This is a genomic window from Aquabacterium sp. OR-4 (assembly GCF_025290835.2).
Lineage (GTDB): Bacteria > Pseudomonadota > Gammaproteobacteria > Burkholderiales > Burkholderiaceae_C > Pseudaquabacterium.
Genome location: NZ_JAOCQD020000001.1, coordinates 655,287 through 667,407, shown reverse-complemented (window position 1 = coordinate 667,407; position 12,121 = coordinate 655,287). Strand labels below are relative to the sequence as shown.

13 protein-coding genes are annotated in these 12,121 nt (G+C 70.1%); 7 read left to right on the top strand and 6 right to left on the bottom strand.

Annotated elements, in window-relative coordinates; all coding sequences use genetic code 11:
• Positions 1 to 48 precede the first annotated feature (48 nt).
• The 3 genes from N4G63_RS02740 (at position 49) to N4G63_RS02730 (ending at position 2,621) form a co-directional block, all read left to right on the top strand.
• Entirely contained in the window at positions 49 to 783 is a 735-nt protein-coding gene (locus N4G63_RS02740; protein WP_314599317.1) for a Crp/Fnr family transcriptional regulator, read from the top strand.
• Between the two features lie 114 nt (positions 784 to 897).
• Positions 898 to 1,593: a Crp/Fnr family transcriptional regulator gene (locus N4G63_RS02735; protein ID WP_314599316.1), complete on the top strand. Its 696-nt coding sequence runs from the start codon at positions 898 to 900 to the stop codon at positions 1,591 to 1,593.
• Between the two features lie 83 nt (positions 1,594 to 1,676).
• Positions 1,677 to 2,621, top strand: a complete 945-nt coding sequence (locus N4G63_RS02730) for a diguanylate cyclase domain-containing protein (RefSeq protein WP_314599315.1) — start codon at positions 1,677 to 1,679, stop codon at positions 2,619 to 2,621.
• Positions 2,622 to 2,649: 28 nt separating this feature from the next.
• On the opposite strand, the gene N4G63_RS02725 is transcribed toward N4G63_RS02730, so the two are convergent.
• The 4 genes from N4G63_RS02725 to N4G63_RS02710 all read right to left on the bottom strand — a co-directional run bounded on the left by N4G63_RS02725 (position 2,650) and on the right by N4G63_RS02710 (position 4,397).
• Positions 2,650 to 3,087 (bottom strand): hypothetical protein, encoded by a 438-nt coding sequence (locus N4G63_RS02725; protein WP_260788890.1) that lies wholly within the window; start codon positions 3,085 to 3,087, stop codon positions 2,650 to 2,652.
• A 4-nt stretch (positions 3,088 to 3,091) separates the two neighbouring features.
• On the bottom strand, positions 3,092 to 3,472 hold the full coding sequence (locus tag N4G63_RS02720; RefSeq protein WP_314599314.1) for a hypothetical protein: 381 nt from the start codon (positions 3,470 to 3,472) through the stop codon (positions 3,092 to 3,094).
• A 107-nt stretch (positions 3,473 to 3,579) separates the two neighbouring features.
• The gene (locus N4G63_RS02715; RefSeq protein WP_260789529.1) at positions 3,580 to 3,873 is read right to left on the bottom strand and encodes a DUF1840 family protein; all 294 of its coding nucleotides are present in this window, start codon (positions 3,871 to 3,873) and stop codon (positions 3,580 to 3,582) included.
• Entirely contained in the window at positions 3,873 to 4,397 is a 525-nt protein-coding gene (locus N4G63_RS02710; RefSeq protein ID WP_260788892.1) for an FxDxF family PEP-CTERM protein, read from the bottom strand. The genes N4G63_RS02715 and N4G63_RS02710 overlap by 1 nt, the downstream gene beginning before the upstream one ends.
• Before the next feature lie 522 nt (positions 4,398 to 4,919).
• Here N4G63_RS02710 and N4G63_RS02705 point away from each other — a divergent pair.
• The 4 genes from N4G63_RS02705 to N4G63_RS02690 all read left to right on the top strand — a co-directional run bounded on the left by N4G63_RS02705 (position 4,920) and on the right by N4G63_RS02690 (position 7,944).
• Positions 4,920 to 5,504 carry a sterol desaturase family protein gene (locus N4G63_RS02705; RefSeq protein WP_260788893.1) on the top strand — a complete coding sequence of 195 codons (585 nt, stop codon included), beginning with the start codon at positions 4,920 to 4,922 and terminating at the stop codon, positions 5,502 to 5,504.
• A 52-nt stretch (positions 5,505 to 5,556) separates the two neighbouring features.
• Positions 5,557 to 5,871: a BON domain-containing protein gene (locus tag N4G63_RS02700; RefSeq protein ID WP_260788894.1), complete on the top strand. Its 315-nt coding sequence runs from the start codon at positions 5,557 to 5,559 to the stop codon at positions 5,869 to 5,871.
• A gap of 38 nt (positions 5,872 to 5,909) precedes the next feature.
• Positions 5,910 to 6,149: a CsbD family protein gene (locus tag N4G63_RS02695; RefSeq protein ID WP_314599313.1), complete on the top strand. Its 240-nt coding sequence runs from the start codon at positions 5,910 to 5,912 to the stop codon at positions 6,147 to 6,149.
• A 148-nt stretch (positions 6,150 to 6,297) separates the two neighbouring features.
• Positions 6,298 to 7,944 (top strand): Na+/H+ antiporter, encoded by a 1,647-nt coding sequence (locus tag N4G63_RS02690; RefSeq protein WP_314599312.1) that lies wholly within the window; start codon positions 6,298 to 6,300, stop codon positions 7,942 to 7,944.
• Between the two features lie 34 nt (positions 7,945 to 7,978).
• On the opposite strand, the gene N4G63_RS02685 is transcribed toward N4G63_RS02690, so the two are convergent.
• A complete protein-coding gene (locus N4G63_RS02685; protein WP_260788895.1) occupies positions 7,979 to 9,367 on the bottom strand; it encodes a class II fumarate hydratase in 1,389 nt (462 codons plus the stop codon).
• On the bottom strand, positions 9,364 to 12,093 hold the full coding sequence (acnA, locus tag N4G63_RS02680; RefSeq protein ID WP_314599311.1) for an aconitate hydratase AcnA: 2,730 nt from the start codon (positions 12,091 to 12,093) through the stop codon (positions 9,364 to 9,366). The genes N4G63_RS02685 and acnA overlap by 4 nt, the downstream gene beginning before the upstream one ends.
• Between the last annotated feature and the right edge of the window lie 28 nt (positions 12,094 to 12,121).

Genomic DNA, 12,121 nt, shown 5'->3' with positions numbered 1-12,121 from the left:
ATCCGGAGCGCCGCAAAGGGCCACCCTCGACCGCACAAAAGGCCCACCATGCCCGCCCCAACGCCATCACCTGACGCCGACGCCCTGCAGAACCAGCTGCTGGCCGCGCTGCCTCCCGCCGAATGGCAGCGCTGGCTGCCGCTGCTGGAACCCGTGGACCTGAAGCTGGGCCAGGTGCTCTACGAATCCGGCAAGCGCATGGGACACGTTTATTTCCCCACCACCGCCATCGTGTCGCTGCTGTACGTGCTGGAAGACGGCGCATCGGCCGAGATCGCCGTTGTGGGCCATGAAGGCGTGGTGGGCATATCGCTCTTCATGGGCGGTGAATCCACGCCCAGCCGAGCGGTGGTGCAAAGCGCGGGGCTGGGCTTTCGCCTGCGCGGCCAGGCGGTGAAGGACGAGTTCGACCGCGCCGGGCCGGTGATGCACCTGCTGCTGCGCTATACCCAGGCGCTGATCACGCAGATGGCGCAGACGGCGGTGTGCAACCGCCACCACACGCTGGACCAGCAGCTGTGCCGCTGGCTGCTGCTGAGCCTGGACAGGCTGCAGGGCAACGACCTGGTGATGACGCAGGAACTCATCGCCAACATGCTGGGCGTGCGCCGCGAAGGCGTGACCGAAGCGGCGCTGAAGCTGCAGGCGGCGGGGCTGATACGTTACGCCCGCGGCCACATCTCGGTGCTGGACCGCCCCGGCCTGGAAGCACGCACCTGCGAGTGCTATGCGGTGGTGAAGGTGGAATACGACCGCCTGCTGCCCCCACGTCTGGCCACCTGAGCCTGCCACCGCGTGGGCGGTGTGCAGGACGTGGGCGTGCTGTGTTCGCTGGCAGACAGTGGCGCGCCGCTTGCCGCCACACACTGGCAGGCCCACCGCAGCGGAGACACGACCTTGGCCGCCACCCCCCAGAACCACCTGATCGAACTGCTGCCGCGGCGCGACAGGGCTGTGCTGCTGGCGCTGTGCCAGCCGGTGGTGTTGAAGCTCTCGGACGTGTTGACCGAACGCGGCCAGGCCGTGCGCCATGTTTGGTTTCCGGTGGACGCGTTTGTGTCGCTGGTGGCGCAGATCGACCAGCACCCGGGCCTGGAAGTGGGCATGGTGGGGCGCGAGGGCATGCTGGGCGCCTCGCTGGCCTTGGGCGTGCAGGTGGTGCCGCTGCGCGCGGTGGTGCAGGGCGGCGGCAGCGCCTGGCGCTTGGGCGCGGGCCCTTTCAAGGCCGAACTGGTGCGCAGCGCTGCCCTGCGCCAGGTGCTGGGTCGCTACCTGTACGTGCGCATGGCGCAGCTGGCGGCGTCGGCAGCCTGCCTGCGCTTCCACCAGATCGGCCCGCGCCTGGCGCGTTGGCTGCTGATGAGCCAGGATCGTGCGCATGCCCAGCACTTTCACGTCACGCACGAGTTCCTGGCCTACATGCTGGGCGTGCGGCGCGTTGGCGTGACGGTGGCCGCGGGTGCCCTGCAACGCCGCGGGTTGATCCGCTACCACCGTGGCGAGCTGACCGTGCTGGACCGCCCCGGGCTGGAGGACGCATCCTGCCCGTGTTACGGCATTGACCAGAGGTCCTACGCCGACCACATGGCCTGAGGCCCAGGTCCCGGCGCTGTGCCCCGCACCCCTCTGTACGACAGCGCACAGAAAGCGGGCCGCCACACGGTTTCAATGTGACGATGGAAAACCGCCCCATCGATCACTGCGAACCCGCGTCCTCACTGGCCAGCCATTCCGGCAACGGCAAGCCTGCCGCGTCCACGGCAAAACCGCCGACGCATTGGCGGGATGGGCGGGACCCGAAGCCGCCGCGATCCTGGACAGACCCATACGCATCGCTCCCGCTGTCCGGGCCGGCCTGGGGCGATCTGCTGGCGGCGGTGTCCTCCCAGCTGCGCAGTCTGTCCGGCGCTCCCGGGCAGGCGCTGGTCTTGAGGCCCAGCGAGCTGACCGAAGGCGTATGGCAGTGCGCCAATGCCTTGGACCGGTTGGAGCGTTCGCTGCGCCATGAAATGGGCCGCGCGCGGCGAATGGAATTGAGCCTGTTCGACGCCCGCGTGGCGCTGGCACGGGCGCGCATGGCGCTGAAGGGCGCACAGGACAGCGAACGCGACGCACGCCGGCGCGCCTTGGAAGACAGCCTGACCGCGCTGCCCAACCAAGAGAGCTTTCGCGGGCGGCTGCACCTGACCATGGGCCGCGCCGCGCCCACCGGTGATTCGCTGGCGCTGCTGTACCTGGACCTGGACGATTTCAAGGCCGTGAACGACAGCCATGGCCACAACGTCGGTGACGAGCTTTTGCGCATCGTGGCTGCGCGCTTGCGCAGCGCGCTGCGCTCGGGGGACTGCGTGGGCCGCCTGGGCGGCGACGAATTCGCCTGCCTGCTGGCCAATGTGCCAGGTCGCCACGAACTGGACGAGGTGGTCAAGAAGTTTGCCCGGGTGTTGTCGGCCCCGGTGCGCATCGGCGCGCTGGACCTGAGGGTGCGGGCCAGCATCGGCATTGCCGTCTGGCCAGGCGATGGCGACAACGGCGACGACCTGCTGCGCAACGCCGACCACGCCATGTACCAGGCCAAGCGCCAGGGCGGCGGTCACGCCTATTTCGACCGCACCGCTTGACGGACTGAACCCCGCAGGCCCAGGCCGATCAACGCACTGTCTCCGGAACACCGGTCGCCGGAGCGGCAGTGCTGGCCCGCGCGCCGCGCAACAAGGCCATGTCCGCGGCCAGCTGGCGGCGCACGCCGGCAAAGACAGGTGACCGCGGGCGTGCACGCCCCGCCCACAGGCAGGCCAGCGCCACCAGGCCAGGCACCAGGGGCACCCCCCACAAGACCCACGGTGCCCGAACCTGCGCCGCTGGCACCACGGCCCACAGCATGAGGGCCACGCCACCCAGGCCGGCGGCGGCCAAGGCAGCGCCCGCGCCCACCAGTTGCAGCAGCGCACGGCGACGCCACAGCGCCAACTCGCGGCCCAGTTCCAGCCCGGCCAGCTGGCCGTAGGCCTGCACATGGGCCGCCAGCAGGTCGCGCGGCAGGGCGCACACGCGCAGCAGACGCCACAGCGCCAACAGGCCGCGCATGGTGTCAGTCGTGGCGGCGACGGCCGGCCACCAGGCTGACCAGGGCCATCAGCGCCGCGCCGGTGGCCGCGGCCATCAGCATGGACTTCACCGGTTCGTGCTGGATGTAGCGCACCGTGCCGTCAGCGGCCTGGCGTGCCTTGTCGGCCAGGCGGTGCGACCCGTTCAGCACCGCGTCCACGCCGCCTTGCGTCAAGGCGCCGGCCTGCGCGGCCACCCGGCTGAGCGCCGGTGATGCCGTGTGGCGCAGGTCCTCCACCGATCCCGCCAGGCCGTCCATGGCCTCGTTGGCCAGACGGCGCGTGGAAACAATGACGTGTTCTGCCTGCAGCGCGGCCTGGTCCACCAGGTGCGCAGCGTTGTCGCCGGTGAGCTTGTTCGTCATGGATATTCCTTGGGAGTTGTGGGGTTGGGGGTTGGGGGTTGGTGAGAGATCACGACATGGGCCAAGGTGCAGCGCCGCACGGGTGAAGGCATGGTGGCCGGGGGCCGTCAAACGCCCCAGACCACGGCCACGTTGGCCTGCTGGGCGCGCCGGAACATGTCCACCAGCGGCCAGGCGCGCTGGCGCAGCGACACCTTGTCTTCTTCCGGCGGGCTGACCACGGTGGCCGCTTCTTCAGCGGCCATCGCCCGCTCCAGCGCCTGGATCGCCGCCGGCAAGGCGGCCGCGGCCACGATGCCCTTGGGCGCCGCAGCCTTGCCGATGATGTCCAGCAACTGGTCGCCACGCGACGCCGTCATGAGAACGTCCCCGGTGGCGCCGGATTTGAAGCGGTACAGCATCACCGGCCTTCGTGGTGCCGGCGACGCAACAGCACAGCCATACCTGCAAAACCGGCCAGCATCAGCGCGGAGGTGTTCGGTTCCGGCACCGGCGACGTGGTGGGGGTCACGCTGGAGCTGATCGAGTAGCCCCCGCCCATGCTGCCGACACCCGTGCCGCTGACCCGGTAGTAGTAGCTGCCCGCATCCAGCAAGCCGAAGGGAAACGAGATGCTGCCGGTGGTGGCCGTAAAGGCGTAGGCGCCCAGCGCAGCGTCGGCGTCCCCGGCTTCCTTGAACAGCGACTCCTGTCCGTCGGCCAGCCCCAGGACACTGCCCAGGTTGTTGCTGACCGTGGTGCTCATCAGGCTGCTCTCGGCGCCGAGGCCGAAGAGGTAGAAGCCCTCGAACACGCCCGTCGGGGTGACGGCCGCAGCCACTTCCGGGGGGGCGTGCACGCCCCAGTCGGTGGTGACCGCCATAGCGGGCAGGGCCATGGTGCCCGCGGCGGCCAGCAGGGCAAGGACAGTCAGTTTGTGGGTCAAGGTAGCTCCAGGTAGGAAAAAGTGGGGCGATCGGCGAAGCAGTTCGCGCCCACCCTTGCGGGCGGTGGTGCTAGCACGGCTCGGCGGGTCAGCCCGCCTCAAAAAGCCTTGGACCGATGCCACGCTCCCATGCTGGGACCCTGTGGCTGGCGGGTCTGTACGCCATGGCACATAGCGCAGCGGTGTGGCTCGATACCGTCGCCACGCGGCCCTTCGGGCCTGAAGAAGCAACACCATGAACCACCGTGTCGCCCCTGCCGAGACCGGCGACCACATGCCGGTGAAGGCGCGCACCGGCGCCGTGTAGCCGGGGGCGCGCTGTTGACCCCTACGCGGGTGCTGCTGGTGCTGGTGCTGGTGCTGGACCTTCCGGCACGCTGAGGCGGCATTCATCGCCGGGCGCCCTGCCGCCCTGTGTACCCCAGCGCACAGACCCACTCCGGCCCAGCACACAGACTGTGATCGAACAGCGCGACCGTCAAGCCCACTCCGGGCGAGCGGCGCCTTGCACAAGGCCACAGCATGAGATATCTGGAACTGGAAAGCAGCAGGACCGCCTACCGCGCCGACTTCGCGCTGTATGGCCTGGCGGTGCTGGGCCTGGGCGCGGCGCTGCTGCTGGGCGCCCCTGGGCCGGCCTGGCCGCTGCTGGCCACCGTGCTGGCGGGTTACCTGATGTGGAGCGTGCTGGAGTACGCGCTGCACCGCTTCGTGCTGCACGGCATGCAGCCGTTTCGCGGCATGCACGAGTTGCACCACACACGACCCGGTGCCCGCATCGGCACCCCCACAGCGGTGAGCGCGCCGCTGTTTGCGCTGTTGGTGTTCGCCCCGGCTTGGGCCCTGGCCGGCCTGTGGCCCGCCTGCGCGCTGACCGCCGGCGTGCTGGCCGGCTACCTGGCCTATGCCGTTACCCACCACCTGTGCCACCACGGCCAGACCCGCAACGCGTGGCGCTTGCGCCACCAGCGCTGGCATGCGCGCCACCACCAGCGCGTTGAAAGCCCTGGCTGCTACGGCGTGAGCCATCGCTTCTGGGACCACATGTTCGGCACCGACCGCGCGCCCTTGCGGCAAGCCGCCGGCCCGTACCGGCGCACCGGTTGAGCGCCCCAACCCCCTTCGGCCTCCGTTCTTCCACTCCCCAAGGAGCATCACCATGAACTTCCGTACTTCGATTGTCGCCATCGCTTCCACCCTGGCCCTGCTCACCGCCACCGGCTGCGCCGTCACCCGCGGCCAGGAATCGGTGGGCGCCTATGTGGACGACACCGCGATCACCACCGCCGTCAAGGGCCGCTTCCTCGACAACCCGGATGTGGACTTCAACAGCATCAGCGTTGAAACCATGAAGGGCACGGTGATGCTGTCAGGCTTCGCCAAGAACAGCACCGAACGCAGCACCGCCGAAACGCTGGCCTGGAAGGTCGCTGGCGTGAAGCAGGTGAAGAACGAAATCGCCGTGCGACCTTGAACGGCCTCACCTTCTTCAACTCACGGAAAGGACACACCATGAACTGGGACCGCATTCAAGGCAACTGGAAACAAGTGACCGGACACGCCAAGGAGCAATGGGGCAAGCTGACCGACGATGACATGGACGTCATCGCCGGGCGCCGTGAGCAACTGGCCGGCAAGATCCAGGAGCGCTACGGCATCGTCAAGGACGAAGCCGAGAAGCAGGTGAGCGAATGGGAACGCAAGGCGACCGACGCCTGGTTTGACGACGTGCCTCCTTCGAAGAAAAACTGACAGGCGGCCTGGGTTCCCCGCGCGCTTGCCGGGGGCCCTGCCGCGGGCCGCCCCTGCCCTTCCAACAGCCCGGGGCGGCATCGCGGCAGGGCCCCACCGGGGCGCAGCCGCCTGAACCTGCCCACCGAACCCACACGCCGCCACCCCGATGCAAGCCACCGCGCTGGTGCTGATGTCGCTGCTGTGCGTGGTGTTGGGCGGTGCGCTGGCGCGCGCCACCGGCTGGCCGGTGCCGCTGGTGCAGATGGCCTTGGGTGCGGCTTTGCACCAGGCGGGATTCGGCACCGCGGTGCTGCAGCCGGAGGTCTTTTTCCTGCTGTTCCTGCCGCCGTTGCTGTTCCTCGACGGCTGGCGCATCCCCAACGACGCGCTGCGGCGCGACGCCCGCTCCATCGTGAGGCTGGCGCTGGGCCTGGTGGTCTTCACGGTGCTGGGCATGGGCCTGTTCGTCCACTGGCTGATTCCGGCCATGCCGCTGGCGGTGGCCTTTGCACTCACTGCGGTGCTGTCGCCCACCGACCCCACGGCGGTGTCAGCCATCGCGGCGCGCTCCCCCATCGCGCCGCGGCTGCTGCACGTGCTGCAGGGCGAGGCGCTGTTCAACGATGCCTCGGGCCTGCTGTGCCTGCGCGTGGCGGTGGCCGCCACGCTGACCGGCAGCTTCTCGGTGACCCAGGCGCTGGCCGGTTTTGTCTGGATGGCGCTGGGCGGGCTGGCCATCGGCGTGGGCGCCACCTGGCTGGTGGCACGCGCCACCGGCTGGGTGTCGGCGCGCTGGGGCGAGGACGGCGGCGGGCAGATTCTGCTGTCGCTGCTGGTGCCCTACGGCGTGTACCTGCTGGCCGAAGCGGCGCAGTGTTCCGGCATCCTGGCCGCCGCAGCCGCCGGCGTGACCATGAGCGCCAACGACGTGTGGCGCTGGAACGCAGCCACCCGCCTGCGCCGCACCGCCGTGTGGGACATGGTGCAGACGGCCGTGAATGGCAGCATCTTCGTGCTGCTGGGTTCACAAATCCCCGCGCTGTGGGCCGCTGCCCCGCACACGGCGCAGGCCAGCGGCCATGCCCACGTCGGCTGGCTGCTGCTGAACATGGCGCTGATCACTGTGGCGCTGGGCGCCCTGCGTTTTGCGTGGGTGTGGATGTCGCTGCCATGGCCCGGCTCTGGCACGCGGCACGATGCCAACGCGACCACCGCCTTCCGCCTGCGCGCGGTGCTGGCCACCACGCTGGCCGGGGTGCGCGGTGCGGTGACCCTGGCGGCGGTGATGACCTTGCCGCTGGCGCTGGCCGATGGCAAACCCTTCCCGGTGCGTGACCTGGCGGTGGTGCTGGCGGCCGGGGTGATCGTGCTGTCCATGGTGCTGGCCACGCTGGTGCTGCCGCGGGTGCTGAGGGGGCTGGAGCTGCCCGCCGAGCCCTGGCAGCCGGCGGCGCTCGACCAGATGCGACAGGCCGCGACGCTGGAGGCCATCACCGCCATCGAGGCCATGCCTGGCGAGCTTGCGCAGCGTGTCGAGGGCACGGAGGTCAATGCTGCCACCGCGCGGCGCCTGGCCAAGGCGACGAAGGTGGTGATCAACGAATACCAGCAGCGCCTGGCCCGCCATGCCGACGGCGTAAGCCCGGCTTCGCGCGGGCGCGACGACCATGTTGAACGCCAGGTACGGTTGGTGGGCCTGCGTGCCGAACGCGACGCGCTGCGGCGCCTGGCCAAGCAGGGTGGTGTCAGTGATCTGGTGCTGCGCCGCCTGGTGCGTGAGTTGGACCACCAAGAGGTACGGCACCTGGTCTGAGGCGCATCCGTGCCCAACGGCGGGCCGGCTTGCGTCAGCCCGGGGCCAGCATGCGGCGGGCGTCCACCCAGGTGTCGAACTCGGCCGCGCTGAGCCCGCCAGCCTTCAGCGCCGCTTCGCGCAGCGTCAGGCCGTGGGCCTGCGCGTGCTGAGCGATGCGCGCCGCGCGTTCGTGCCCAATGTGGGGTGACAGCGCGGTCACCCCCATCAGTGACCGGTCGAGTTGCCACTGCAGGCGCTCAGCGTTGGCCGTCAGCCCCTCCACGCAGTGCGCCGCCAGACCCGTGATGGCATCGGTCAGCAGGCGTTGGCTGTCCAGCAGGTTGAAGGCGATCAGCGGCTTGCCGGTGTTCAGCTCGAACTGGCCCTGCGCGCCGGCGATGCCCACCGCCACGTCGTGCCCCATCACCTGCTGGCACACCATCAGCAGTGCCTCCACCTGCGTGGGGTTCACCTTGCCCGGCATGATGGAGCTGCCGGGCTCATTGGCGGGCAGATTGATCTCGCCCAAGCCCGCGCGCGGGCCGCTGCCCATCAGCCGCAGGTCGCTGCCCAGCTTGGTGAGCGCCACCGCCAGCAGGCGAAAGGCGCTGTGCAGCGCCACCAGCGCTTCATGCCCGGCGGTGGCGGCCAGGCGGTTGGCGGCCACCGTGAAGGGCAGGCCCAGCTGGGTGGCCAGCACCTGCACCACGCGCTCGCCGAAGGCAGGGTGCGTGTTCAGCCCGTTGCCAACCGCGGTGCCACCGATGGCCAGCGCGTGCAGCGCCGGCTGGGCCTGCAGCAGCACCGTTTCGACGAGTGCCAGTTGCGCGTCATAGGCGTCGAACTCCTGGCCCAGGGTCACCGGCGTGGCGTCCTGCAGGTGGGTGCGGCCCACCTTGATCAGGTCCGCCCAGGCGTGCGCCCGCGCCTGCAGCGCCAGGCGAAGACGCTGCAGCGCGGCCAGCAGCGCCGGCATGCGCAGTGCCACCACCATGTGCATGGCGGTGGGGAACACGTCGTTGGAGCTCTGGCCCAGGTTCACGTCGTCATGCGGGTGCACCCACCGTTCACTGCCCAGGCCGCCACCGAGTGCCAGCGAGGCCAGATTGGCCAGCACCTCGTTCATGTTCATGTGGCTTTGCGTGCCCGAACCGGTCTGCCACATGGACAAAGGGAACTGCGCGTCGTGTTCACCCGCGGCCACCTGCAGCGCGGCGTCGGCGATGGCGCTGGCCTTGGCCGGGTTCAGCAAGCCCAATTCGGCGTTCACCAGCGCCGCGGCACGCTTGACCTGGGCCATCGCATGCACCAGCGGGGGCGGCATGCCTTGTTCACCGATGGCGAAAAAGTGCAGGCTGCGCTGCGTCTGTGCGCCCCACAGCGCTCGCAGCGGCACCTCGATCGTGCCGAAGCTGTCCTCTTCGATGCGTGTGCCGCTCATGGGCCCGCCGCAGCAGGTGCCGCGGGCACCCGCAGCAGGCTGCGCATGACATGCGGCAAGAGCCCGCCGTCGCAGAAGGTGGCCACTTCCATCGGCGTGTCGATGCGCAGACGCAACCTGCAGCCGCGGCGCTGGCCGTCGGGTGCGGCAATGCGCAGCGTCACGGCCTGGCCGGGTTGCAAGCCGTCGTCGATGCCCAGCAGGTCGAAGGTCTCGCCGCCGGTCAGCCCCAGCGAGGCGATGCTGTCGTGTTCGCCGAACTGCAGCGGCAGCACGCCCATGCCCACCAGGTTGCTGCGGTGGATGCGCTCGTAGCTGCGCGCCACCACCGCGCGCACCCCCAACAGCTGCGTGCCCTTGGCAGCCCAGTCGCGGCTGGAACCGCTGCCGTAGTCATGCCCGGCGAACACCAGCGTGGGCGTGCCGCGGGCCCGATGGGCCATCGCCGCGTCGTAGATGGACATCCGCGTTCCATCGGGCCGCAGCAGCGTCATCCCACCTTCCACCGGCCGGCCGTTGGGGCCGGCCGGCAGCATCAGGTTGCGCAGCCTCGGGTTGGCGAAGGTGCCGCGCAGCATCACCTCGTGCTGGCCACGGCGTGAACCGTAGCTGTTGAAACTGGCTTCGGCCACGCCCGCGGCCAACAGCCAGACCCCGGCCGGGCTGTCGCGTGCAATGGCGCCGGCCGGGCTGATGTGGTCGGTGGTGACCGAGTCGCCCAGCAGCGCCAGCGCGCGTGCGTTGCGCACGGGCAGCCAGGCAGGTGGTTCGAGTTCGAAGCCATCCAGGAAGGGTGGACGGGCGATGTAGGTGGAACCAGCCCACGCCGCCAGCGGCCCCTGCGGGGTGACGATGGCGGTCCACGACGGGTGGGCCTGTGCGTGCGCGGCGTACAAGCGCTGGTAAGTGGACGGCGGGGCCGCGCTGCGCTGGGCTTCGGCCAGGTCGGCGGCGCTGGGCCATACGTCGCGAAGCAACACCGGCCGGCCCAAGGCGTCGTTGCCCAGGGCTTCGTGGTCCAGGTCGATGTCCACCCGGCCGGCCAGCGCAAACGCCACCACCAGCGGCGGGCTCATCAGGTAGTTGGCGCGAACCTGGGGGTGGATGCGGGATTCGAAATTGCGGTTGCCCGAAAGCACCGATGCCACCACCAGCGCGTGGCCCGCCACGGCGTCGGCCACCTCCTCGTCCAGCGGCCCCGAATTGCCGATGCAGGTGGTGCAGCCGTAGGCCACGACCCGAAAGCCCAGCTGGGCCAGCGGTGCCAGCAGGCCGGCCTGCGCCAGGTAGTCGGTCACCACGCGCGAGCCTGGTGCGAGCGAGGTCTTGATGTGCGCGGGCACGCTCAGGCCGCGCGAAAGCGCATTGCGGGCCAGCAGGCCGGCGGCCAGCATCACGCTCGGGTTGGAGGTGTTGGTGCACGACGTGATGGCGGCGATGAGCACGCTGCCATGCCCCAGGCTTGCCCCCGTGGCCAGTGCCACCCGCTGGCCGGCTGCCAGCACGCTGAGGCCCTGGCCGCCGTCGGTGGCCGGGCGCCGCAGGTCGGCCAGGAAGCGGCGCTTCAGGTCCGGCAGGGCCACGCGATCCTGCGGGCGGCCTGGCCCGGCCACGCAAGACACCACCTGGTCCAGGTTCAGGGTCAGCACCCGGCTGTAGTCGATGTCGCCGGAACGCGGCATGCCGAACATCTGCTGGGCCTGGAAGTAACAGCGGAACGCATCCACCTCGTTGGCGCTGCGGCCCGTGGCGGCCAGGTAGTCGGCGGCCACATCGTCGGGCGGGAAGAAGCCCACCGTGGCGCCGTACTCGGGCGCCATGTTGGCCAGCGTGGCGCGGTCGGGCAGCGACAGCGAGGCCGCGCCTTCGCCGAAGAATTCAACGAACTGCCCCACCACGTTGGCGGCACGCAGCTGCTCGGTGAGCGTCAGCACCAGGTCGGTGGCGGTGGTGCCGGCCCGCAGCCGGCCGGCCAGGTGCACGCCCACCACGTCGGGCGTGAGGATGGACACCGGCATGCCCAGCAGGCCCGCCTCGGCCTCGATGCCACCCACGCCCCAGCCCAGCACGCCGAGGGCGTTGACCATGGTGGTGTGCGAGTCGGTCCCCACCAGGGTGTCGGGGAAGCACAGGTCGCCCTGCCAGTGCACGCCTCGGGCCAGGTGTTCCAGGTTCACCTGGTGCACGATGCCCACGCCCGGCGGTACCACGCGCAGGCGGCGGAAGGCCTGCGCGCCCCACTTCAGGAAGCGGTAGCGCTCGGCGTTGCGCGCGAACTCCAGCTTCATGTTCAGGTCCAGCGCGTCGGCTTCGCGGAAGTGGTCCACCTGCACCGAGTGGTCCACCACCAGGTCCACCGGCACCAGGGGCTCGATCAGCCCGGGTTCGCGGCCAAACTGCAGCGCCACGTCGCGCATCGCGGCCAGGTCGCACAGCAGCGGCACGCCGGTGAAGTCCTGCAGCAGGATGCGTGACACCACGAATGGCAGCTCTTCGGTGCGCTGCGCCTGCGGTTGCCAAGCCGCGAGCGCGCGCACCTGGGCTTCGGTGACGCGTTGCCCGTCGACATGCCGCAGCATGGACTCCAACAGGATGCGCAGCGACACCGGCAAGCGGCTCACATCGCCCAGGCCGAGCGCGGGCAGCGCGCCCAGCGCGTGCATTTCACCCCGTCGCCCACCAGCCAGGGCGAAGGGTCTTCGTGTGTCCTGCGGGGTGAGTGCCATGCCGTCGCGGGCTGATCGGGGCCTGCTG

What these genes read in the sequence shown, in the direction of transcription:
- N4G63_RS02740 (WP_314599317.1), top strand. Translation starts at nt 49, where the DNA reads ATGCCCGCCCCAACGCCATCACCTGACGCCGACGCCCTGCAGAACCAG.
- N4G63_RS02730 (WP_314599315.1), top strand. Translation starts at nt 1,677, where the DNA reads ATGGAAAACCGCCCCATCGATCACTGCGAACCCGCGTCCTCACTGGCC.
- N4G63_RS02725 (WP_260788890.1), bottom strand. Translation starts at nt 3,087, where the DNA reads ATGCGCGGCCTGTTGGCGCTGTGGCGTCTGCTGCGCGTGTGCGCCCTG.
- N4G63_RS02720 (WP_314599314.1), bottom strand. Translation starts at nt 3,472, where the DNA reads ATGACGAACAAGCTCACCGGCGACAACGCTGCGCACCTGGTGGACCAG.
- N4G63_RS02715 (WP_260789529.1), bottom strand. Translation starts at nt 3,873, where the DNA reads ATGCTGTACCGCTTCAAATCCGGCGCCACCGGGGACGTTCTCATGACG.
- N4G63_RS02705 (WP_260788893.1), top strand. Translation starts at nt 4,920, where the DNA reads ATGAGATATCTGGAACTGGAAAGCAGCAGGACCGCCTACCGCGCCGAC.
- N4G63_RS02700 (WP_260788894.1), top strand. Translation starts at nt 5,557, where the DNA reads ATGAACTTCCGTACTTCGATTGTCGCCATCGCTTCCACCCTGGCCCTG.
- N4G63_RS02695 (WP_314599313.1), top strand. Translation starts at nt 5,910, where the DNA reads ATGAACTGGGACCGCATTCAAGGCAACTGGAAACAAGTGACCGGACAC.
- N4G63_RS02690 (WP_314599312.1), top strand. Translation starts at nt 6,298, where the DNA reads ATGCAAGCCACCGCGCTGGTGCTGATGTCGCTGCTGTGCGTGGTGTTG.
- N4G63_RS02685 (WP_260788895.1), bottom strand. Translation starts at nt 9,367, where the DNA reads ATGAGCGGCACACGCATCGAAGAGGACAGCTTCGGCACGATCGAGGTG.
- acnA (WP_314599311.1), bottom strand. Translation starts at nt 12,093, where the DNA reads ATGGCACTCACCCCGCAGGACACACGAAGACCCTTCGCCCTGGCTGGT.